The organism is Ruegeria sp. ABF4_144 (genome assembly GCF_056160045.1).
This window is the reverse complement of sequence record NZ_JBSWWK010000001.1, coordinates 332562-355000: the sequence shown is the minus strand read 5'-3', so window position 1 is coordinate 355000 and position 22439 is coordinate 332562. Positions and strand designations below refer to the sequence as shown.

The 22439-nt window shown below is 59.6% G+C and carries 24 protein-coding genes and 1 tRNA gene (1 of these 25 only partly in view); 13 read left to right on the top strand and 12 right to left on the bottom strand.

The annotated features are described in order from the left end of the window. The 4 genes from ACXAGD_RS01840 to ACXAGD_RS01825 all read left to right on the top strand — a co-directional run. Positions 1–524, top strand: partial view of a 5-oxoprolinase subunit B family protein gene (locus tag ACXAGD_RS01840; protein WP_475208144.1) — the 3' portion only. It extends 229 nt beyond the left edge of the window; 524 of the gene's 753 nt are visible here — the last part of the coding sequence; its start codon lies beyond the left edge, outside the window; it ends in the stop codon at positions 522–524. Beyond that, positions 521–1519 (top strand): 5-oxoprolinase subunit C family protein, encoded by a 999-nt coding sequence (locus tag ACXAGD_RS01835; protein WP_475208143.1) that lies wholly within the window; start codon positions 521–523, stop codon positions 1517–1519. The genes ACXAGD_RS01840 and ACXAGD_RS01835 overlap by 4 nt, the downstream gene beginning before the upstream one ends. 12 nt (positions 1520–1531) lie before the next feature. Continuing rightward, positions 1532–2293 carry a LamB/YcsF family protein gene (locus ACXAGD_RS01830; RefSeq protein WP_475208142.1) on the top strand — a complete coding sequence of 254 codons (762 nt, stop codon included), beginning with the start codon at positions 1532–1534 and terminating at the stop codon, positions 2291–2293. 150 nt (positions 2294–2443) lie between these two features. Next, entirely contained in the window at positions 2444–3691 is a 1248-nt protein-coding gene (locus tag ACXAGD_RS01825; protein WP_475208141.1) for a hypothetical protein, read from the top strand. A gap of 72 nt (positions 3692–3763) precedes the next feature. On the opposite strand, the gene ACXAGD_RS01820 is transcribed toward ACXAGD_RS01825, so the two are convergent. Both ACXAGD_RS01820 and ACXAGD_RS01815 read right to left on the bottom strand, forming a co-directional pair. Then, positions 3764–5146 (bottom strand): D-alanyl-D-alanine carboxypeptidase family protein, encoded by a 1383-nt coding sequence (locus ACXAGD_RS01820; protein WP_475208140.1) that lies wholly within the window; start codon positions 5144–5146, stop codon positions 3764–3766. Between the two features lie 280 nt (positions 5147–5426). Further along, the gene (locus ACXAGD_RS01815; RefSeq protein ID WP_475208138.1) at positions 5427–6128 is read right to left on the bottom strand and encodes an HAD family hydrolase; all 702 of its coding nucleotides are present in this window, start codon (positions 6126–6128) and stop codon (positions 5427–5429) included. Between the two features lie 114 nt (positions 6129–6242). On the opposite strand from ACXAGD_RS01815, the gene clpS reads away from it, so the two are divergent. Genes clpS through hemF form a run of 4 tightly spaced genes read left to right on the top strand, consistent with a single transcriptional unit; the run spans position 6243 to position 9290 of the window. After that, positions 6243–6569, top strand: a complete 327-nt coding sequence (gene clpS / locus ACXAGD_RS01810; RefSeq protein WP_475208137.1) for an ATP-dependent Clp protease adapter ClpS — start codon at positions 6243–6245, stop codon at positions 6567–6569. Positions 6570–6596: 27 nt separating this feature from the next. Next, positions 6597–7562 carry a class I SAM-dependent methyltransferase gene (locus ACXAGD_RS01805; protein WP_475208135.1) on the top strand — a complete coding sequence of 322 codons (966 nt, stop codon included), beginning with the start codon at positions 6597–6599 and terminating at the stop codon, positions 7560–7562. A 37-nt stretch (positions 7563–7599) separates the two neighbouring features. Next, positions 7600–8400 (top strand): SDR family NAD(P)-dependent oxidoreductase, encoded by an 801-nt coding sequence (locus ACXAGD_RS01800; protein WP_475208134.1) that lies wholly within the window; start codon positions 7600–7602, stop codon positions 8398–8400. A 5-nt stretch (positions 8401–8405) separates the two neighbouring features. Continuing rightward, a complete protein-coding gene (gene hemF / locus ACXAGD_RS01795; protein WP_475208133.1) occupies positions 8406–9290 on the top strand; it encodes an oxygen-dependent coproporphyrinogen oxidase in 885 nt (294 codons plus the stop codon). A 6-nt stretch (positions 9291–9296) separates the two neighbouring features. On the opposite strand, the gene ACXAGD_RS01790 is transcribed toward hemF, so the two are convergent. The 4 genes from ACXAGD_RS01790 to modA all read right to left on the bottom strand — a co-directional run bounded on the left by ACXAGD_RS01790 (position 9297) and on the right by modA (position 12354). Further along, positions 9297–9704: a hypothetical protein gene (locus ACXAGD_RS01790; RefSeq protein WP_475208132.1), complete on the bottom strand. Its 408-nt coding sequence runs from the start codon at positions 9702–9704 to the stop codon at positions 9297–9299. Between the two features lie 80 nt (positions 9705–9784). Next, complete coding sequence (gene modC, locus ACXAGD_RS01785) at positions 9785–10882, bottom strand: molybdenum ABC transporter ATP-binding protein (protein ID WP_475208131.1); 1098 nt, start codon at positions 10880–10882, stop codon at positions 9785–9787. Further along, entirely contained in the window at positions 10879–11571 is a 693-nt protein-coding gene (modB, locus tag ACXAGD_RS01780) for a molybdate ABC transporter permease subunit (protein ID WP_475208129.1), read from the bottom strand. Before modB ends, modC begins: the two co-directional genes overlap by 4 nt. A gap of 3 nt (positions 11572–11574) precedes the next feature. Then, positions 11575–12354 carry a molybdate ABC transporter substrate-binding protein gene (gene modA, locus ACXAGD_RS01775; RefSeq protein WP_475208128.1) on the bottom strand — a complete coding sequence of 260 codons (780 nt, stop codon included), beginning with the start codon at positions 12352–12354 and terminating at the stop codon, positions 11575–11577. Between the two features lie 195 nt (positions 12355–12549). On the opposite strand from modA, the gene ACXAGD_RS01770 reads away from it, so the two are divergent. Further along, positions 12550–12625, top strand: a tRNA-Val gene (locus ACXAGD_RS01770). 143 nt (positions 12626–12768) lie between these two features. Continuing rightward, positions 12769–13767, top strand: coding sequence for a LacI family DNA-binding transcriptional regulator (locus ACXAGD_RS01765; RefSeq protein ID WP_475208127.1), 999 nt, complete (start codon positions 12769–12771; stop codon positions 13765–13767). Here ACXAGD_RS01765 and ACXAGD_RS01760 read toward each other — a convergent pair whose 3' ends face one another. Both ACXAGD_RS01760 and ACXAGD_RS01755 read right to left on the bottom strand, forming a co-directional pair. Continuing rightward, positions 13768–14901 (bottom strand): Gfo/Idh/MocA family protein, encoded by a 1134-nt coding sequence (locus tag ACXAGD_RS01760; RefSeq protein ID WP_475208126.1) that lies wholly within the window; start codon positions 14899–14901, stop codon positions 13768–13770. It lies immediately after the preceding gene. Positions 14902–14937: 36 nt separating this feature from the next. After that, positions 14938–16041 carry a Gfo/Idh/MocA family protein gene (locus ACXAGD_RS01755; RefSeq protein ID WP_475208125.1) on the bottom strand — a complete coding sequence of 368 codons (1104 nt, stop codon included), beginning with the start codon at positions 16039–16041 and terminating at the stop codon, positions 14938–14940. A gap of 113 nt (positions 16042–16154) precedes the next feature. Here ACXAGD_RS01755 and iolC point away from each other — a divergent pair, with 113 nt between their 5' ends. From iolC to ACXAGD_RS01740, 3 genes are read left to right on the top strand one after another with little or no spacing between them, the layout of a single operon-like run. Next, positions 16155–17135, top strand: coding sequence for a 5-dehydro-2-deoxygluconokinase (iolC, locus tag ACXAGD_RS01750; RefSeq protein ID WP_475208124.1), 981 nt, complete (start codon positions 16155–16157; stop codon positions 17133–17135). A 9-nt stretch (positions 17136–17144) separates the two neighbouring features. Further along, positions 17145–17981, top strand: coding sequence for a 5-deoxy-glucuronate isomerase (locus ACXAGD_RS01745; RefSeq protein WP_475208123.1), 837 nt, complete (start codon positions 17145–17147; stop codon positions 17979–17981). Then, the gene (locus ACXAGD_RS01740) at positions 17978–18817 is read left to right on the top strand and encodes a class II fructose-bisphosphate aldolase (RefSeq protein ID WP_475208122.1); all 840 of its coding nucleotides are present in this window, start codon (positions 17978–17980) and stop codon (positions 18815–18817) included. The genes ACXAGD_RS01745 and ACXAGD_RS01740 overlap by 4 nt, the downstream gene beginning before the upstream one ends. A gap of 4 nt (positions 18818–18821) precedes the next feature. On the opposite strand, the gene ACXAGD_RS01735 is transcribed toward ACXAGD_RS01740, so the two are convergent. The 4 genes from ACXAGD_RS01735 to ACXAGD_RS01720 are packed head-to-tail and all read right to left on the bottom strand — an operon-like array spanning position 18822 to position 22417. Then, entirely contained in the window at positions 18822–19601 is a 780-nt protein-coding gene (locus tag ACXAGD_RS01735) for a TIM barrel protein (RefSeq protein WP_475208121.1), read from the bottom strand. Between the two features lie 24 nt (positions 19602–19625). After that, the gene (locus tag ACXAGD_RS01730; protein WP_475208120.1) at positions 19626–20384 is read right to left on the bottom strand and encodes an SDR family NAD(P)-dependent oxidoreductase; all 759 of its coding nucleotides are present in this window, start codon (positions 20382–20384) and stop codon (positions 19626–19628) included. Continuing rightward, positions 20381–21187, bottom strand: a complete 807-nt coding sequence (iolB, locus tag ACXAGD_RS01725; RefSeq protein ID WP_475208119.1) for a 5-deoxy-glucuronate isomerase — start codon at positions 21185–21187, stop codon at positions 20381–20383. Before iolB ends, ACXAGD_RS01730 begins: the two co-directional genes overlap by 4 nt. 48 nt (positions 21188–21235) lie before the next feature. Continuing rightward, positions 21236–22417, bottom strand: a complete 1182-nt coding sequence (locus tag ACXAGD_RS01720; RefSeq protein WP_475208118.1) for a phytanoyl-CoA dioxygenase family protein — start codon at positions 22415–22417, stop codon at positions 21236–21238. Positions 22418–22439: the final 22 nt, after the last annotated feature.

Below are 22439 nucleotides of genomic sequence, written 5' to 3'. Positions count from 1 at the left end.
CACGTTTGGAGCAGATGTTGCAGGAGCAGGATTGGTACCAGGCCCCTCTGCCTGCCGGACGCCGGATGTGGCAGGTGCCGACTGTCTATGGCGGCGCGCTTGCGCCGCAATTGGATGAGGCCGCCGCCGCAGCGGGACTGTCACCTGCCGAAGCCATCAAACGCCTGAGCACCACCCGCGTGCGCGTGTTGACAATCGGCTTTGCGCCCGGTCAGCCCTATCTCGGCCCGCTTGGACCCGAGTTCAATATTCCGCGCCTCAAGGAACTGACTCCCATGGTGCCTGAGGGGGCGCTGGTGCTGGCGATCTCACAGTTTGTGCTCTTCTCGGGCCCGACCCCGACAGGGTGGCGACACGTGGGTCAGACCGCGTTTCACTGTTTCCGCCCCGATGCCGATCAGAGCTTTGCGCTACGTCCCGGGGACGAGATGCAATTCCTTCCGGTCAGCCGGGACGAACTGGAAGCCATCCGCACGGCCGATGACGGCACGGGCGGAGCGACCTGTACGGAGATTCCGGCATGAGCCTGTTGGTGCATCAGATCGGACCTGCTTGCACAGTTCAGGATCAAGGGCGCACGGGATACCTGAATCAAGGCCTGTCGCGGTCAGGTGCAGCGGATCAGTTGGCCTTGCATGAAGGCGCGGCCTTGTTGGGACAAAGCCCGGATTGCGCCGCATTGGAAATGGCTGGCATGGGCGGCACGTTTGAGTCGACTCAAACGGTCACCATCGCCCTAACCGGCGCGCCGATGCAGGCGACTATCGATGGCAGCCCGGTTGTCTGGAATGCCTCTCATAACCTTGACGCCGGGCAGAAGCTGACCATCGGGGCGGTGACGCAGGGTACCTACGGCTATCTACATGTCGGAGGCGGGATCGATACGCCGCAGTTCCTTAAGTCCCGCTCGACCCACCTGACCGCAAAAGTCGGACGCTCTGTGCAGGCGGGCGATAAGCTACCGACCGGTCCACAGTCGGGCAGCGCTGGCATGAAGCTGCGACCCGATGAGCGATTCACCGGAGGCATCCTGCGCGTGATTGCCAGCTTTCAAACCCCGTTGTTCGATCAGGACACGCTGGACCGCTTTGCCCAGACGGTGTTCCGGCGCGGCGCGCGAGCCAACCGAATGGGGATGCAGTTGGACAGCGATGGCGAGGGTTTCGCCGCCAAAGGCCAGCTGAACATTCTGTCCGAGGTGATCACGCCCGGCGACATCCAGATGACCGGCACAGGCAATCCCTTTATCCTTCTGCCCGAATGCCAGACCACCGGTGGCTACCCCCGCATTGCAACCGTCCTGCCCTGTGACCTGCCCCGCGCGGCGCAGACACCCGCGGGTGGTCAGATACAATTCGAGTTCGTTACGATGGAAGAGGCCGTCGCCTTGCACGCAGCCTATCTGGCCGAGCTATCTCGGCTGCGGGCACGAGTCGGACCGCTGGTACGTGATCCACATGACATCCCGGACCTGTTGTCCTACCAATTGATCGGCGGAATGATCTCTGCCACTGAGTAAGGAGTTTTGCCGATGCCCAGCGTCGATCTGAATGCCGATATGGGGGAAAGCTTTGGCCCCTGGAAGATGGGCGATGATGAAAGCCTGCTGAAGATCATCACCTCGGCCAATATCGCCTGCGGCTTTCACGCGGGCGACCCGGACGTGATGGCAAAGACGATGACGCAGGCGGCTGACAATGGGGTGGGCATCGGCGCGCATCCCGGCTTTCCCGATCTTCAGGGATTTGGTCGCCGCAATATGAAAGTGCCCCGTGGCAGTCTGCGCAACCTGGTGCGCTTTCAACTGGGCGCTGCAATGGGCATGGCCAAGGCTGTCGGGACCGAAGTGCGACACCTGAAACTGCACGGGGCGCTAGCCAATATGTGCTCGGTCGATATCGACATGGCGCGGGCCTGTTATCAGGGTGCGTTGGACGTGGACCAGGACATTATCATTATGGTGCTGGCTGTCACCAAACAGGAAGAGGCCGTGCGCGAGTTGGGCTGCAAATGGGTTGGCGAGATTTTTGCCGACCGGGCCTATAATGACGACGGCACGCTGGTTGATCGTAGCCTACCGGGCGCAGTCATCCATGACCCGGACCTTGCGGGGCCGCGTATCCTAAACATGGTTAGAGAGGGCGCCATCATCACCGAATCCGGTAAACGGTTGGAGACCTCGATCGATACGATTTGCCTGCACGGCGACGGGCCCACCGCGGTGCAAATCGCCCGATCGGTGCGCGAGAACCTTATCGCAGGCGGGGTCGAAGTGACAAAATTCACTCGATAACCATCCCGACGTAAGATCACCGCCCCACCTTCTTACTGTTGCCCGCTTGGAATTCTGACCCTAGCATGACCGCAAGTGCATGTTCTGATTACTGGAAATCCAAGCAAGGCCGCGCCCGACTGCCACCGGTATGCGCAAGGAGGTTTATCAATGTCTTTCGATTTGATGTCTTACCAACCCCGCGGGGACAAGAAGAACTCGGACTTCTTCAACGAGTATCTTCCGATGATCTACGAACGGCGTACCAGTTCGGGTGTGGCCGATCAGGTTGGGCCAATGCGGGCGATCGTTCTGCAGGTGGAAACCACCGCGCTGTTCGATACGCTGATCGAGCTTTATGTGATGACCCCGTATCGCCACACGGCGACCTATATGGGGCAGACGCATAAGTTCTCAGTCCTGCATTCGCATACCGACTACCCTGCCATGATCGTGATGGCGCCGCTGAACCCCAGCTTTGAGGACTTCATCCCACGCATCAACCGGATGTACCCGCTGGCGCGTAACACGCCGCAGACCCGCTATGTCGGAGAGATTTATGGCGCAACCGACCTGAAGACCCTTACCAAAACACTCGAAGCCCAGAACATCCGCTTTGAGTATGGAGGCGATACCGAGAACCCGTTCTACACGCAAAATGGGTTCTGCTTTACTACCCCATCGGACTTCACCTGCAATAGGGTTGGGTACTCCACACTCGATTTCAACGACACCGATAGTCTAGGGCTGGGCGACCGTGTGCTGCTGAGCGATGCGGAACAGGCGCAGTTGGATCAGGCCGCGGCCTTTGGGGCAGACAGCAAGATCTCGCCCCTGATGCTGGGCATCGACCACCTCGCCACCCGCATTCTTGCCGGTGAGCGTGAGGACGCGATCCTCGAGTTCCTGACCATGGTGCCTTATTACTTCTGGGGCGCATACAACATCTTCGACATGAACTCGTCGACCAATGTGAACCGGAACGCCAACGTGGATGATGACAAGAAGTCACCCGCCAAGGTCTTTACCGCGAACAACACTCCCTCCTTCGTCAATTCCTTCGAACAATTGCCGATGCCGACCGAAGACTTTGTCCGCAACTTCGGTCGCCGCCTGCATCACATGGCGGTTGAGATTCAGGATGGCGACCATGGCGCCGGGGAAAAGAACGTCGATTTCGTGGTCAATACGCTGAAGGATAAAGGCGTGCCGTTCCTGGCGCATGTCGTGGGCGAGTGCAAAGACGACCCGAACCTGAAACAGATCTTCTCGAAACACTCGAAGAACACATTGCTGATCACAGAGTACATCGAACGCTGCCACCATTATGATGGCTTCTTCACCAAGGACAATGTGGCCGCCCTGACGGCCGCAGCAGGACAGGACGAACAATACCAGCACGGTCACGTGTTCGACTAAGTTGGTCTGACAAAAAAAGAGGCTGCGAGTTTCCTCGCAGCCAGACCCATCTAGGAGAGAATATGTCGGATCTTATGACGGCCCGATCATAAAACATGTGACGTTCCGGGCCTGAAGCCGGCGACAAGCCAGATCAGCCTGTTCGCGGGTCATGCCCTGGAACGTTGCCTCGAACCCGCGCGAGCTTTGGTTCACCTTGCGCAAGGTTCCTTCCAGAGTGGTCATTTCCGACAGGGCGGTTTTCAGCAAAACCTTCTCCGCCTCATATCGGGTGGTATAGCGGCCCACATTGACGCCCCACAGATGCCCGCCGGACGTGGACAGCCGAGTGACGATTTCCTGTTCGGGCTCTGGTTGTACGTTCGGGTCTGTCGACGCCAGTACTAGGTTCTCCGGACGTGCGGCTGGCCGCGTGGAGTCGTCGGTCGGTGTCTGGACATCCGCCGCCGCAATGGCCGCCGCGATGCCGTCCTGAATGCGCGCGCCGTTTTTGGCCGCGGTCGCTGCAACGGTACCAGCCACTTGTACGGCGGCACCAGGTCCGGGGCGCAGCACCGGCCGCAAGCTGGTTTTCGGCGCGCCGGTCAGGGCGGCTACTGTCGCACCCAAACCGACATTCCCGGCATAAGCCGGACGGGCCGGTTTGCGGATCGGCGCCCGTGATGGTGCACGGCGGAAGCCCATATCCAGCAATTCGGCTACTTTGGCATTGCGCGATGCGCCGGACTTTCCACCAAACACGGTGGCGATTATCCGTTCATCCTTGCGCTTGGCCGAGGCCACAAGGTTGAAGCCCGCAGCCCGCGTGTAGCCGGTCTTGATCCCGTCCGCGCCTTTATAGGCAGCCAGCAGACGACGGTTCGTATTCGGAACCGTCTTGATCCCCGCATGTGTCGATTGGCGCGAGAACAGGTTGTAATATTGCGGGTAATCATACAGCAAATGACGCCCCAGCGTCGTCATGTCCCGTGCGGTGGACAGGTGGCCCGATTCTGTCAGGCCATGCGCGTTCTTGAACGTGGTGCGGCTCATGCCCATGGCCTTGGCCGTCCGTGTCATGCGGCGGGCAAAAGCGGCCTCGGATCCGCTGATCGCAATACCGATGGCGGTGGCAGCGTCGTTGGCCGACTTCACCGCAGCCGCGCGGATCAGATAACGGAAGGCAATGGTTTGCCCCGTGCGCAGCCCCAGCTTCGAGGGCGGCTCGGCTGCCGCAGCCCGGGTAATGCGAACCGGAGTATCCAATTCGATCTCACCGTTTCGTACCGCTTCGAACGCGATGTAAAGAGTCATCATCTTGGTCAGCGACGCGGGATGCAGCCTTGTGTCTGCATTGCGCGAATGCAGCACTTCACCGGTGCGCGCGTCGATCACCATTGCCGCGTAAGGCGCGGCCACCCCTTGCAACGGCGCAAAGGAGAGCAGCCACAAGAATGCTATAAGAAATAAGCCCATTCGGGCCGGAACTGTCCGCCGAACCTGCACGATCTTTGCCTCTGTCTACCTCGGGCCGCCGGATTTTCCCGGTCAGCTTGTAATTATTTTATTATCGTCAAGGCTAGCACAGGGACCCAATAAAATAAACCAAAAGCTCATCAAATCACTGCTTGGTTGCCCTTCGAGCAGCCTACAACATGTGGCCAATCAGGCTGCCCGCCCCACAACATCCTCGAATGTGACCAGAAATTGCCGACGCGCCACGCCGATTTTTCGAAACTGAGACCATTCGGCAACATCAGCCAAGCCGCTGAACAAGGTCCGACAGTTGGCCCAGATCCTGCAACTCGCGGTATCGCGGGTTTTCCGCAGGCGTTTCGGCCTGTTCGACCTCCCAGACCAGCCCATGGGGCACATAAACACCCCAGCACCCCGCCTGAATCGGGGCCACCACATCCGAACGCATTGAATTTCCGACCATCATCGCCGAGGCAGGCCCGCCCTCATACTGGTCGAAAATCTGCAAGTAAGTCTGCGGCGTCTTCTCGGACACGATCTCGACGCCGTCGAACAGTTCACCCAATCCGGACTGTGCCAGTTTCCGTTCCTGATCGATCAGATCCCCCTTGGTGATCAACACCACCTTATGAGTCGCCACCACGCTCTCGATCGCCTCTCGCGCATGGGGCAGCAGCTCGATCGGATGAGCCAACATTTCCTGGCCGGCTTCGATCAACTGGCGGATGACCGAGGCCGGAACCCGGTCTTCGGTCACCTCAATCGCGGTTTCGATCATCGATAGAGTGAAGCCTTTGATTCCGTACCCGTAGTGCCGAATGTTGCGCTTTTCGGCGGCCAATAGGCGTTCCAGCAGGTGATCTTTTTCGGCATGATCTGCCAGCAAATCGGTGAAGTAAGCCTGTGTCAGCTGAAAAAAACGCTCGTTGTGCCACAAAGTATCATCCGCATCGAAGCCGATTGTGGTAAGGTTTTGACCCATGTCGAATACGTCCTGCTGGCTCTTTTCTCTGGCCAATACGACGTTATATAAGCGCACAGATAAACCGAAGCCTGAATCGGACAGTAGAACGCGATGCTTGAACACCAATGGATCATGTCTGACAAACCGGAGGACGACGATGATGCGGATTCGTCAGTTCTGGTTCAGACGCGCCCAAAGACCAAGCGCCCGCCGCTGTACAAGGTTCTGCTGCTGAATGACGACTACACCCCGATGGAATTCGTGGTGCACGTGCTGGAACGCTTCTTCGGCATGACCCATGCGCAAGCATTTGAGATCATGTTGACCGTCCACAAAAAAGGCGTCGCGGTCGTGGGTGTGTTCAGCCACGAGATCGCCGAGACCAAAGTGGGGCAGGTCATGGATTTCGCCCGCCGGCATCAGCATCCCCTGCAATGCACAATGGAGCGGGAAGAGTAAGCCTGCGCTGCTCTTTCGAAACCGCTCGTGTCCCCTCGTCTTGATCTCGCCCTGCAAAGCGGCCTTTCGCTGTCGCAACCGCTGACGGTGCTTGCGCCGACATCGGCCAGCGACCTGTCGACCTTGCCGCGCGAAACGCAGGTGGTGCAGCCGTTCAAACCGTTTCACGATCACTTCGCCAATCAGGGGTTCTCAGTCGTGCCCGAGGCGGATGATCCCAGTCAGGACGCAATCGTGGTTCTGCCCCGCGCCAAGGCGCTGGCGCGTGCAATGGTGCATCAGGCCTGCACCCGCGCCAGCGGAGTGGTTGTCGTCGATGGGGCCAAAACCGATGGTGTCGACAGCTTGTTGAAGGACATCCGCAAGCGCGTTGCGGTTGAAGGGCCAATCTCGAAGGCGCATGGCAAGATTTTCTGGTTCCAGTCAGATCGCCAGGCGTTTGCGGATTGGGCCGCGCCTGATCATCAAACCGCCGATGGTTATCAAACCGCGCCGGGGGTATTCTCGGCAGATGGCATCGATCCGGCTTCGGCGTTGTTGCTGGCGGCATTGCCCACCAAGCTGGGTGCCTGTGTCGCCGACCTTGGTGCGGGATGGGGGTTCTTGTCCGCTGAGATGCTAAAGGCTTCAGGCATGAAAACCCTGCATCTGGTCGAGGCCGACCACATCGCCTTGGCCTGCGCCCGTGCAAATGTGACCGACCCCCGCGCTCAGTTTCACTGGGCTGATGCGGTGACGTGGCGCGCATCTGAGCCTATCGACACGGTGGTGATGAACCCGCCCTTCCACACTGGTCGCAGTGCCGAGCCGGAACTGGGACAGGGATTCATCCGATCGGCTGCCAAGAACCTGACCCGCAGTGGTTCTCTGTGGATGGTGGCCAACCGCCACCTGCCCTACGAGGCCGCTCTGACCGACGCTTTTGCCCATATCGAAGAAGTGACCGGCGACAATCGGTTCAAGGTCTTTCACGCCTCTCGCCCTCGGCGGTGATCCCGGCTAACCTGCGCCGCAACTCAGGAGATAACGCATGTCCTTTTCCATAGCTGGCAAAACCGCAATCGTTACTGGCGGTGCCAATGGTGTTGGTCTGGCCATCGGGCGTCACTTTGCCGATGCGGGTGCCAACGTGATGTTTGCGGATATGGACGAGAAACGGCTGGCCGAGGAATTGGGCGAACAGGCCGATGACAGCAATATCCGTTTCTTTGCCGGTGACCTGCGAGAGAAGCTGACGATTGCCAACCTGCTGTCAGCTACCATCGACGCTTTCGATCAGGTGGACATTCTGATCAACGGTTCGCGGCAGGTAATTCAGTCAGATCCGCTGGATACCGAAGATGACTCGGTCAAGACCCTTCTAAACCAGAACCTGATGCCCGCCCTGCGGCTGAGCCAACTGGTGGCCAAACGGATGATCAAACAGGCCGGTGACGAAGACGAAAACCCGGCCGGGTCGATCATCAACCTTTCATCGATTGCTGCACGGCGCACGCACCCAGATCTAATGGCCTATTCCGTCTCGACCGCCGCGCTGGACCAGATGACCCGCTCGCTGGCGGTGGCGCTGGCCCCGAACCGTATCCGCGTGAACTCGATCGCGCTGGGATCGGTGATGAGCGCCTCGCTGCAATCCACCCTGAAAGAGAACCGCGATTTCCGCGACGACATTGAAAAGCACACCCCGTTGGCCCGGATTGCCGCACCCTCGGAACTGACCGAGACGGCACAATATCTGGCCTCAGACGCCGCCGGGTTCATCACCGGGCAAATCCTGACTATCGATGGCGGCCGCACCCTGCTGGACCCCGTCGCAGCCCCGGCCCACTGATCCCTATGTTCGATACCGAGAAATCCACCGCCTCCGCCTGGTTCCGTGAACTGCGCGACCAGATCGTCACCGCGTTCGAAGCGCTGGAAGACAGTCACGACACAGGGCCGTTGTCGGATGCCCCGGCCGGTCGATTCGAGGTCAAGGAAACCACGCGCCAGTCCGAGGACGGCTCGGACGCGGGCGGCGGGTTGATGTCAGTGATGCGCGGTGGCCGTGTGTTTGAAAAGGTCGGCGTTAATATCTCGACCGTTTACGGCACACTTGGTGCCCGCGCGCAGCAAGCGATGGCCGCCCGCAAGGGTATCCCCGGGATGGCCGATGACCCAAGGTTCTGGGCCTCGGGCATTTCGCTGGTTGCGCATATGCAAAACCCGCATGTCCCTGCGGTGCATATGAACACCCGCATGTTCTGGACCCCGCACGCGTGGTGGTTCGGCGGCGGATCAGACCTGAACCCCTGCATCGAGTACGACGACGACACCGCGCATTTTCACGCCACGCAAAAGATGCATCTGGACCCGCACGGGCCGGGGCACTATCCGCGCCTCAAGGAATGGGCTGACGAGTATTTCTATATCCCCCACCGCAAACGCGCCCGTGGCGTGGGCGGTATCTTTATGGATGACTACTGCACCGGTGACTGGTCGGCGGATTTCGCACTGACGCAAGATATTGGCCGGGCTTTCTTGCCTGCTTTCTTGCCACTAGTAGAAAAGCGCCGCGTTCAGGGCTTTGGTGACAACGACAAGAACACCCAATTGGTGCATCGCGGCCTTTATGCGGAATACAACCTGGTTTACGACCGGGGCACTAAGTTCGGGCTGGAAACCGGGCACGACCCGGATGCGGTTCTGATGAGCCTGCCACCGATGGCGAAATGGATCTGATTTCGCTCAGAAGTCGAAATCCATGATGTTGTCAAAGCAGTGGCTCTGTGCGCCGGATGCTGACATGTTCTCACCGACGCGGCTGACCGTGATTGAATAGCTTTTCGAGGTGTTGCCACCCTCGGGCGCTGTAAACGAAAACTGCACAGCCCTTGTCTGCTTGTCATAGGCTTTGGCAACGTAAATGCGCTGAGATGTCGGCACCCCAAGGGTACGGATGGCAAAATCCCCGATGCCGCACCAATAGGCGATTGCCGCAGATGAGCCGTGTGTGACCACCTGATAATTACCATTGTCCAACTGCGTGACCGTTGCGCGATATCCGGGCCTGAAGCCAAAGCCAACACCGACCGCTTGCGCCAGCGTTGGAAGCAAAAGCAGAGCAACTATGCATGAAACTTTGAGAAACCGCATGGCAACAAATCCTTGGCGCGAAACACATTCGAACACTCCCCTAAATCATAGGGGGCGCAGCCTTTGAGTAAAGCCCGGGCTCAGCGGGCACCCAGTCGTCCACCGACGTCCTGCGGCGCCAGAGCAACGGTCTTGATCACCGCATAGCAATGCTTGCCCGGCTCCAGCCCCAGCGCCTCGACCGAGCGGCGGGTAACTCGGGCCAGCACAGGTCCCGCCGGGGTCTGGACTGAAACGATGGCCCCCGGCCCTTCACCCGCGCGGATCGTGTCGACCGCCCCTTCCAACATGTTCAGGGCCGACAGCCCCTCGGGCCGTTTGTTTGACAAGATCACCTCTTGGGCGGGAATGCGGATGCGCAACTCTTCCCCGATCTGATGCGGGATACGCGGCAGGAACAGGCGGGCGCCACCAGCGTCCAGTTCGGTCAGACCATCGGCGTGATGATCGCGAACCCTCACCTTCAATACCGCACCCACAGCGCGCACGCCCGCCGGGGCGACCGAAGGGTCGGCCATCACTTCAGAGGCCGGGCCGTGCCGCACGGCTTTGCCGTCCTGCAGGGCAACAACCGACGTCGCCAGCCGCGCGACCTCGGCGGCGGAATGGGTGACATAGAGAATCGGCACCGAGACCTCATCCCGCAGACGCTCGAAATAGGGTAGGATCTCTGCCTTGCGGGCATCGTCCAACGCGGCCAGCGGTTCATCGGCCAGGATCAGGCGCGGGCTGGCCAGCAGGGCGCGGCCAATGGCAACACGCTGCTTTTCGCCGCCCGACAAGCCAGCGGGGCGGCGGTCCAGCAAATGGCCAATACCCAGCATCTCGATCACTTTGTCCGGGTCCTCGCGACGGGCACGTTTGGGCGCAAACCACCGGCCATAAGACAGATTCTGCCGCACGGTCAGATGCGGAAACAAGCGACCTTCCTGAAAGATATAGCCCAAACGCCTTCGATGCGGCGGTAGCCAGAGGTTCTTTTCGGTGTCGAACAATTCCCATCCATCAACGGCCACCCGCCCCGCTTTGGGGCGTAACAAGCCTGCCACGGCATTGACCACAGTGGTTTTCCCAGACCCCGATCGCCCGAACAGGACCGTTACGCCTGACGGCGCATCAAAGCTGAGGTCCAGCGTCAGGTCGGGCAGATCATGCTGCAGGTGGACAGAAAGGCTCATGACCCAGATACCCTCGCGGCGGCGCGACGGCCGACATATTCCGACAGCAACAGCGCCCCCATGGCGATGATGATCGAAACAATCACTAACCGTGTAGCCGCGCCTTCACCCCCCGGCACCTGCAGAAAGGCATAAACGGCGGATGGCAGGGTCTGGGTCTGGCCGGGGATGTTCGAGACAAAAGTGATCGTGGCCCCGAACTCTCCCATCGCTTTGGCGAAGGCAAGGATGGCGCCGGCGATCACACCGGGCAGGATCATCGGAAGGGTGACTGTGGCAAACACAAAGGGCCGTGATGCGCCCAGCGTCGCCCCGGCCTGCTCCAACTTGGGGTCCACTGCTTCGATCGATAGGCGGATGGCACGCACCATCAGCGGAAAGGCCATGATCCCCGCCGCCAGCGCCGCACCTGTCCAACGAAAAGCCACGACGATGCCAAACTCGGCCAGAAACTTACCCATCGGACCCTGGATGCCAAAGGTTAGCAACAGCAGATACCCGGTTACCACCGGCGGCAGAATCAATGGCAGGTGCACCAGCCCGTTCAACAGCTGACGACCGGGAAACCGCCAGCGGGCCAATGCGTAAGCCACGAAGATGCCAAACGGCAAGGTCACCAGCGTCGCCCAGAAGGATACGCGTAACGACAATCTGAGCGCCTCAAGCTCTGCCGGGCCCAACCATCCCATTCGTCAGCGCCTCGGCAGGGCAAAGCCCTGTTCTGTAAAGACTTCCCAGGCCGTGTCCGATTGCAGATACTCCAAAAACGCCTGTGCTTCGACTGTGCCGGACGGGGTTATCGCTGCCGGATAGATGATCGGCGTGTGCAGATTGGGGGGAAACGAGGCCACCACCTGAACTCGGTCTTCGACCTGCGCATCCGATTGGTAGACAATCCCCAGCGGCGCGGCGCCCGCCGCAACCAGCGCAAGCGCCGCGCGAACATTGTCAGTTTGTGCGATCCGGGTCTGAACATCCTCCCACAACCCCAGATTCTGCAGCGCCGCCTTTCCATAAATCCCAGCTGGCACCGCATCGACCAGCGCCATCGCCAGATGCCCGTTCCCCAGCCTTGCAGACAGATCAACATCCGGCTGCATACGGCCGATCTGATCCTGATCCGTATTCCCGATCAGAACCAAACCGTTGCCCAGCAAGTCCACCCGCGAGCCCGCATCAATCAGTTCCTGATCCTGCAGAACATCCATCCAGTCCACATTTGCCGAAATGAACAGATCTGCAGGCGCTCCAAGTTGAATTTGCCGGGCCAGCACGGACGAGGCAGCATAAGATACCGTCACCTCATGTCCCGTTTGCTGTTCGAAATCCGACGCAATTTCATCCAGCGCGTTTTTCAGGCTGGCGGCGGCGAAAACCAAAACCTCTCCTGCTCCGGCCCGGATCGGAGCCAGAGTCAAAGTGCCCAACACCAAGGCCGCGATTACACATCGGCGGGCAAGGGACAGGATCATGTATTCTCCCGTCTGGAAGGTTGCAGTCCCTTCGGAGATATCTGAGCGCGCCTATGACACGCAAGCGCCTTTCCCTTGGACCACGGCTTCAGCCTGTGGAAAACCAACGAAATCCTCCTGAAACTGCGTTACATCAAAGAAATTGTGCCAGACCCTCTTGCGCCCGCCCGCAGGCTTGGCTACATGCACCGTCACGGGTGATTAGCTCAGTTGGTAGAGCGCTTCGTTTACACCGAAGATGTCGGGAGTTCGAGTCTCTCATCACCCACCATCCCCTTCCAATCGCGCAAATGTCACGGACCCGGCGTAATTTGCCTCTGATCTTTGCAACCGATTGCAAGTTTCAGTGGTTGGCGCGTAGTATTTTGCCATGAAATCGCTTGTCAGCCTTCCCCCGATCCACGGGCGTCAGTCATGAGTGTCACCCTGAAAGACGTCGCCGCTTTGGCAGGCGTATCCCGCTCGGCCGTTTCGCGCACCTTTACCGAGGGCGCATCGGTATCTGCAAAGACCCGCAGCAAGGTTGAAAAAGCGGCGAAAGAGCTGGGCTATAGCCCCAACGCGTTAGCCTCGTCTCTAACCACCGGGCGGACCAAGCTGATCGGTTTGATTTCGAACAACTTCCACAATCCTATTTTCCTTGAGGTGTTCGACCAGTTCACCCGAGCCCTGCAGGAACGCGGGCTGCGACCGCTGATCGTCAACCTGACGGACGAAACCGAGCCAGCCAATTCGGTGCGGATGTTGCGGCAATACTCGGTGGATGCCGCCATCGTCGCCTCTTCAACTCTGCCGCCCAGCTTTGCCAAGGCGTTTCATGACGCAGGCGTACCGGTGGTTCATACCTTCGGCCGATCCGCCACATCCCCCGAGGTGCATGTGGTGGGAATCGACAACGTGGAATGCGGGCGGATGGCAGCGCGTGAACTTTTGGCTCGCGGTTACAGGCGCGTGGGGTATCTGGGCGGTCCGCAGGATGCGACCTCGGCCATGGACCGGTATCGCGGCTTCATGGAAGAGGTCGAAAGGCACCCCGACCTTAAGGTTTCGCACTCCTTCGCAGGAGCTTATTCGTTTGACGCCGGACGCGATGAGATGCTGCGTCTGCTGGCAAACACCCCAGCCGAAGGTTATTTCTGCGGGGACGATATTCTGTCAATCGGCGCGCTGTCGGCCCTGCGCGACCACGGGCTGAAACCGGGGACGGATATCGGCATCATAGGCTTGAACGACATGGAAATGTCGCGGTGGGAGAACATCAACCTGACCACGATTCATCAGCCGATCAAACAGATCATCACCTCGTCCGTCGATCTGGTCGAGGAAATGCTGAAAGACCCCAAACGTTACCCCGAGGCGCGGATTTTCCCATGTCGGGTGATCGAGCGGGGCACGCTGCGGCCCCGCCCCTGATCAACGGAACATCGGCGGGCGCGCGTCTTTCCATGCGCCGTCTTCTTTACCCGACGCAACGGCCGCGTGTACCGCGGCAATCGAGCGAACGCCGTCGGACGCTCCGGGCAGGCCGTCACGGGCCTCACCTCGGATTGCGTCGGCCAAATCACAATAGATATTCGCGACGGCCAGCGGAAACCCTTCGGGATGTGCGATGGCCACGCGGGACAGACGCTGCACCTCATCATGCAGGCCGCCTTCGCCCTTTTCGATGATCTGAGTGCGTCCACCAACGGGGGTGTAGATCAACTGGTTGGGTTGCTCCGAGGCCCACCGCAGACCACCGGTTTCGCCAAACACCTGAATGTCGAACCCGTGCTGCCGCCCGATCGCCACGGATGAAGTCCAAAGACGGCCCACAGTGCCACCCTCCATCCGGAAGTTGATCATGGCGTCGTCCTCCAGCTCGCGGCTGGAAATGGTCGAGGCCATATCGGCGGACAGGGTTTTGACCTCATCATCACAGATGAAGCTGGCCATGTGCAGCGCGTGAATACCGCAATCGGCGAACTGGCCCGAAACCCCCGCCATCGCCGGATCATAACGCCAGCGCACGCGCGGGTTGTCGGCGTCGGTGGCGTCGCCGTGGTGGCCGTGGCTGAAATTGGTGACGACCAGCCGCACCTTACCGATATCACCCGCCCGCACCATCGCTCGTGCCTGCCGCACCATCGGATAGGCAGAGTAGCAATAGTTCACCGCGCAGATTTTGCCCGAGGCTTCAGCGACGCGAACAATCTCTTCGCCCTCATCGACGGTCATGGTCATCGGCTTTTCGCAGAGCACGTTGAATCCGGCCTCAAGAAACGCTTTGGCGATCTCGAAATGGGTGGAGTTCGGCGTGGCGATCGTTACCAGATCAATGCGGTCAGCACGGTCTTTTTCACCGGCCAGCATCTCTTGCCAATTGCCATAGGCGCGGTCGGCAGCAACGCCCAGCCGCTGCGCGTATTCCCGGCCCACGTCGGGGCGGTGATCCAGCGCCCCGGCTGCGAACTCGAACATCCCGTCCGCCTGGGCCCCCAGACGGTGTGCAGGCCCGATCTGACTGCCTTCGCCACCGCCAATCATGCCCCATTTCAGCTTTGCCATGGTTTTTGTCTCTCTTAGGTGTTTTGCCGTTTGCGATCAGAAATCGCGGATGTTTTGCCATCGCCGTTGCCGGGACGATGCCAGCGCCGCGGCGACGACACGGTTGACCTCGTGCCCGTCATGGAAAGTTGGCCAGAGTGGTTTTCCGGTATGGATGGCTTGCAGGAAATCCTTGGCCTCGATGATTATCTGGTCCTGATATCCGGTGCCATGGCCCGGACCCTGACAGAAGGGTTCGTAATCCGGATGCGCCGGGCCGGTCAGAATTTTGGTAAAACCTCGCTGCGCCTCAGGGCCCTCGTGGCGATAGAACCAAAGGGCGTTCTGGTCTTCCTGATCAAACCGTAGCGCGCCTTTGGTGCCTGAAATTTCGTACGCGTAGCCCATCTTGCGGCCCGTTGCGACGCGGCTGACATGGATGTTGCCCATCGCGCCATTTTCGAACCGGCACATGATCTGCGCCTGGTCATCATTGTCCACTTTACCGCCGGGGCGGGTGTGGTGCACGGTTTCGACCTCGGCCATGACCTCGGCAATCGGCCCCATCAGTGCCAGAGCGCCGTTGATCATATGCGGTGCCAGGTCGCCCATCGTACCGTTGGCCATTCCGGTTGTACGCCACGTGGCGGGGGCCTCGGGGTCGGCATAGAAATCTTCGGTATGTTCGCCCCGGAACCATGTGATGTCGCCCAATTCCCCCTCGGCGATCAGGTTCCGTGCGTATTGCGTGGCTGGGGTGCGGGCATAGTTGAAGCCAACCATATTGGCGACACCAGCCGCCTCGGCCGCCGCGACCATCGCCGCACCGTCCGTCATCGACGCGCCCAGTGGTTTTTCGCACAGCACTGGCTTGCCCAGGGCAAAGGCAGCTTCGGCTATCTGACGGTGAGTGTGTTGGGGTGAGGCAATGACAATGGCCTCGACCGCCGGATCGTTGACCAGCACCCGCCAATCCTCGGTCGCGCGGTGGAATCCGTAGGCCGCCCGATACCGTTCTGCGCTTTCAGAGCTTGAGGCGCATATCATCTCAAGACGCGGGCGCAAAGCCGTGTTGAACACTGCACCCACGGCCGACATGGCGACCGAATGGGCCTTGCCCATATAGCCGCCACCTACGATTCCAATTCCGATTTCAGGCATCTTTCACGGCTCCGAACATATTATTTGCAACCGGTTGCAAAATGAGTATCGTGTGAATCGATTCAACGCAAGGTCCAAACTTTGCCGACCCCAGCTTGCCGGAGGAATATGACGTGAGCGCTTTGATAGCGGGTATCAAAGGAAACCGGTTCGCCGTGTTCGGGCGCGCAGGGATGGACATGTTCGCCGATCCCATTGGCGTTAAAAGCGAAGATGCCGATACGTTTCACGCGGATCTGGGTGGATCGTCGGCCAATATTTGTGCGGGTCTGGTCAAACTGGGCAGTCAGGCGTCACTGGTCACCTCGGTCTCAGACGATGCCATTGGGCGATTCTGCCTGAATCGCCTGCACCACTATGGCGTCGATACGTCCAATATCCGCGTTGTGGGCGGGGAATACCGCATGTCGCTGGCCGTCTATGAAAGCCGGATCAAGAATTTCCAGAACGTCATCTATCGCAACGGGGCTGTTGATTTTCAGGTCACCGAAGAGGACATGGACAAGGTCAACTATTCCGCCTTTTCGGCCGTGATCTCGGCGGGCACTGTCTTTGCGGCCGAACCGTCGCGCAGCGCCACTTTCCGCGCGTTCGACAACGCCCGCGCAGCCGGACTGCCTGTGATCTTCGACATTGATTACCGTCCCTATAGCTGGCCCTCGCCCCAAGTGGCCGCCGACGTCCTGTCGCGCGCCGGGGAAGCCAGTGACCTGATTGTCGGCAATGACGAGGAGTTCGGCTTTATGGCCGGTGGCATCGAAAAAGGGTTCGCAAAAGCCAAAGAGCTGGCAGAAAAGCCCGGCCGGATCGTTGTATACAAGATGGGTGAACAGGGCGCGGTGACGCTAGTGGACGGTCAGGAAATCCGCACCGGCATCTACCCTGTCACCGCCGTCAAACCAAACGGCGCAGGGGACAGTTTCATGGCCGGTCTGCTGGCGTCAATCGCGGCGGGGCATGCGCTGAAAGACGCGGTCATGCGCGGATCAGCCTGTGCCTCAATCGTGGTGTCCCAACCCGGTTGTGCCCAGGCGATGCCGACGACGCAACAATTGGACACGTTCCTTGCCAATCATCCCGGCCCTACCACATAGGAGTACCCCATGCATATCGCGCCCTATGACAATCAGAACAAACCCATCGTCGATGCAGACGACCCGACAGTGCCGCTGAACTATTTCAACATCGTCAAACTGCGCCGCGGTGAAGCGTTCGAATATCAGGTGCCGGGCTATGAGACCTGCATCGCCCCTGCAACTGGCAGTGTGGATGTCGAGGTCGAGGGCGTGCACTTCACCGCGCTGGGCAATCGAGGCGAAGATGTCTGGGATGGCGAACCCGAAGGTGTTTACGTCCCGGTCGGCGCCAAAGCGCAGATGGTTTGCGTCTCGGACGAGGCCGAGGTGTTCATCGCGGGCGCCAAGTACGACAAGGTGCTCGATCCTTTCGACGTACGTGAGCATGATCTGGTACAGTACGGCAGCGACGACACCAAAACTCATCGCAAAATCAAACATATCCTCGGCCAGAAACAGCACGACAAGGTCGGACGCCTGCTGGTGAGCGAGCTGTTCACTGTTGGTCAGGGTGGCTGGTCCGGCTTCCCCAGCCACAAGCACGACACCGACCGTCTGCCTGATGAGACCCGCCACGACGAGACCTATAATTTCCGCTTTAAACCCAACTGGGGGTCCGGACTGCAAATGCTGCAGCGCGAAGACAATGAGCCGGGTGACGCCTATCACATCGTCGATGGCTCAACGATCTGCATCGACAAAGGCTACCATCCCTGCTGCGTTCTGCCGGGATACGAAATGTACTATTTCACCATCCTCGGCGGCCTCAGCCAGCGCTCGCTGGTGCAGTATTTCCAGCCAACACACGCCTATCAAATCGAAACGATCCCAGGCATCAAAGACATGATCGCGAAATTCAAATGACCCTTGTCACGCTGAAAGACGTCCTGTCTCCCGCGTATGACCAAGGCTATGCCGTGGGCGGCCTTGTCACTTTGGGCTGGGAAGACATGCGCGCCTATGTGACCGCGGCCGAGGCCGAAAACGCCCCTGTGATCCTGCAGGCCGGCCCCAGCTGCCGCGAGCACACTCCGCTGCCCGTTCTGGGCAAGATGTTCCGTCATCTGGCCGAGAATGCCTCGATCCCCGTGGTCGCTCATCTGGACCACGGCTATACTCTTGAGGAATGTAAAATCGCGCTAGACAGCGGTTTCACCTCGTTGATGTTCGACGGCTCACGCAAGCCGCTGCAGCAGAACATAGACGAAACCGCCGCAATTGCCGAGATGGCCCACGCGGCAGGGATTTCCTGCGAAGGCGAGATCGGTTTTGTCGGCTATTCCGGTGGCGAGGGTTCGAACGGTACCGACCCGGCCGAGGCCGCACAGTTCGCACGGGAAAGCGGCGTGGACGCGATGGCCATCTCGGTCGGCAACGTCCATCTGCAGCAGAACAAGGAGGGCGGGCTGGACGAAGACCGCATTCGCCAGATCGACGCCATGACCGAGGTGCCATTGGTGATCCACGGCGGATCAGGCGTGCCGATTGAACAACGCAAGCGCCTCGCCCGCGAGACCTCAATCTGCAAGTTCAACATCGGAACCGAGCTACGCATGGCCTTTGGCGCCGCACTGCGCGAGGCAGTGAACCGCGACCCCGAAAGATTTGACCGTGTCACCATCCTGAAAGAGACCCACGACCCGGTCGAAGCCGCCGCGCGCGTGGTCATCCGTGCTTTTGGCGCTCCGCCGCAAAGATAGACCGTCAAACAGAAAAAGCGGTCCGGAAAGCTTCGAGCGCTTCTTCCGGACTGCCTGCTGCAAAGGCCTCCAACCCGACAGGTCCACGATAGCCCATATCGTTTAACGCCCGCGCTACGGCGGCAAAACTGACTTCACCGCTCCCGGGTTCACATCGGCCCGGGTTATCGGCAACTTGAACTTCTCCGATCCAGGGCAAGCACTTCTCGCACCATCGGATAAGATCACCCTCGCCGATTTGCGTGTGGTAGAGGTCAAGGTTCATGCACAACTGAGGGCGATCAATTGTTGAGACCAGTGCCAGCACATCCGCTGTTGAACCGAAAGGACATCCGGGGTGATCAAATAGGTTCAGGTTTTCCAACGTAAACACCACACTCTCTTCTTCTGCCAGATCGCAGATGCGGTGAAGAGTCTCCTGCGCCTTCAACCACATCTCTCCGGTCACGGCATCGTGCCGCCAGATAGGTATTCCACCTTCGCCTAACCCCGTTCCGTGCAAGTTCAAACGATCCACACCCAAACGTTTGCCAATCTGCACTGTTTCGCGCGCAGAATTCAGCAACATATCTGCGCCTTCTTCATCCGCAAGACGACCTTCGAGATAGCCGTTCATGATCGTGAAGTTCGCGCCGACGCGTTCAAGTTTTTCGAGATCCCAGTCAGGCCAATTCCAAAGACCTACACCGAACCCCATTTCCGTCAGGCGTGCCGCACGCCAATCGATTGGTTTATCCAGCCATAGCATTTCGGCACAGGCTGCCAGTTGGAATGGTTGGGACATGCTAGACCTCAGAATTTGGGACGATCAGATCGAACCACCTTCGACCATGAAATTCCCCGCGCTGCACATGGCGGCATCATCCGAGGCCAGAAACACCACCATCCGCGCCACATAGACCGGATCAATCGGATCGGGCAAGCATTGGCGGTCGACCTGTTTGGCCAGCGCCTCAGGCGTGACCCAGAGGTCCTTCTGACGTTCTGTCATGATCCAGCCGGGCACTACGGTGTTCACGCGGATACGGTGATCGCCCAACTCGCGCGCCATCGTCCGGGTCAGGCCATGGACGGCCGATTTGGCGGTGGCATAGGCGGGGAATCCTGCGCCGGCTTCCCACCACGAGTTTGAACCGATGTTGACGATAGAGCCACCGCCCCGCTCGATCATCGCTGGCGCGACGGATTGGATGGCAAAGAACATATGGCGGATATTGGTCGCCATGCGCTCATCCCAATACTCAGGCGTCACCTCGCGCCAGTCGTGCCGGTCATCATGGGCGGCGTTGTTGACCAGAACGTATGGCGCGCCCAGTTCCTCCGACAATTGGTCCAAGGCCTCGCGCAGCGCTTCTATATCGCGCAAATCGCATTGGGCAAAAGCGTGTTCGCCATCCAGATCCGACAGCAGCGCGTGTCCCGCATCGGCATTGATGTCCAGAATCCCGATTTTGGCGCCTTGGGCTGCAAAAGCGCGGACCGTTTCCGCCCCGATACCCCCCGCCCCGCCGGTGATGAAGACGGTCTGGCCATTCAGGCTGGGATAGGTGGCAAAGTCTCGGGTCATCCGTCACGCTCCATGATCCACTCGACCTCGGGGGCCGCTACAAAGCGCCATTTCCGCAGAGGCCCGGCCATGACGTTCAGATAGTACATCTCAAACCCATAGGGCGCGCCGCAAGGGTGATGTCCTCGCGGAACGGTCACAACATCGCCATCGGATACGGCCATCGTCTCATCCAGCTGGCCGTCATCGGTATAGACCCGCTGAATGCCGAAGCCGTTGGCCGGGTTAAGGCGGTGGTAATAGGTTTCCTCCAGATAGGTGATCCGGGGATAGTCGTCCTCGTCATGGCGATGGCTGGGGTACGACGACCAGTGGCCGTTCGGCGTGAACACCTCAGTCACCAGCAGGCTGTCGGCATAGTCTTCGGCCTCCATCGCGATATTGTTGATGTAGCGGGTATTCACGCCCTTACCGCGCTCGGTCAGCGTGATGCCATCCGGGCCGATACGCCGGGCCCGATGCCCGCCCTTGCCGGGGGCCGAGCAGACGGCGATGACGCAGTCAGTTTCGGCAAAGGCTTCCCACTCAGTTCCGTCCGACAGGTACAGGCAATGCGGCGGCGTCTTTTCAAACACGTTCATCCGGTCACCCAGAACACCCCAATCCTGCCCGGCCCCGGTGATCTGCGCCTTGCCTTCGACCATGACCAGAATAACCTCGCGGTTACCGGTGGCCTCGGCGGCTTTGTCGCCCGCGCGCAGGTGATAAAGACCGAAGCCGACATAGCGCCACCCGGCGCTGGCCGGGGTGATGTCGTGGACCTTGCCGCGCGTTCCGAACGGTTTCTTCAGCAAGTCTGCCATGGTGTCGTCTCCTTGATAGGTGGGCCAGTGGCGCACCCCTTTGTTTGTTCAAGCAGCTTGCCTTGCCTGTAGCGCCGAGAGCGCATCAGCAAGTCGTGCCCCGGTCCAGCCTTCCGAAACCGCCAGGCGCAGGATATTCGCCTGGCTTTTCGGTGCGTTGCCCCCGACCGGAGGGTCAGTATCGAGATTGGTTGGAAAAGGATAACCCTCGGCCGTGGCTGCAATCGCCGCATCCAGTTCTGACTGGGTCAGCTCGCAACGTTGTTGCAGCGCAATCAGGTGGGGGAGCACGCTCTGCGACATGGCACGGCGATCCACCGCTTCCATAGCGCGCCCAAAGGCCGACGAGATTTGCAGCAGGTTCGCCATCCGGTCGATGTCGGCGCTGCGGTTTTCGCCGGCGGCGTGGAACAGTGCGGGATTGAAGAACACTGCGTCACCTTTTGACAGCGGCAATTGAATGTAAGCGTCTTCGAAATGGCCCTGATGAGCGGGGTCGTGGAATGCCAGATAACCCGACGGGTAGAGCTGCGAGAACGGCAGCAACTTGGTCGGCCCACTTTCCACCGGCATGTCGCAATGGGCAACAGCCCCCTGCAAGGTCAAGGCAGCGGTCAGGTGATGGGCATGGGCGGGATATCGGGCGGCGCTGTCGGCGCTTTGGAAGCCAAGATGGTAATCCCTATGCGCCAGCTGCGCTTTCCCCCCCGGACGAACCTGATTGACCTGCGCGGTCATCTGATAGTTGGGTCCAAGCCATGCTTCGCAAGCAGCTGCAATCGCGGTGTTCCCGAAATACAGGGCAAAGCCTTCGGGATCACGCAAGCACTGCTTTTGCAGTGCATTCCAAACCCGGTCATTCGCACCCGAGGCGGCAAAGTGATCACCTTCACCTGCCCCGCCTTGACGTTCCTCATCAATGATCTGCCGGAACACTTCGGTGGCTCGGTCGATCACTGAAACATCCGAATAGGCCCCTTTCAGGGCAATCACCCCAGCGGACTTGCTCAAAACCCAGCCCCATTCCGCCAGCAAGGCCTGACGCTTGTCCGCGTGCTCAAGCACCGAGCGCAGAGCTTGCATGTCATAGATCGGAACATTCTTTTCAACCGACACGGCATGGGGCACCGCATCGACCGAAAGGTTCTGAGAGGTCAACACCTTGAATTCATCCAGATCACAGGATTCCCGGTCGAAATAGCCGACATATCCAAGGTCTTGATGCACCATGACATACTCCTTTCTCATGGTT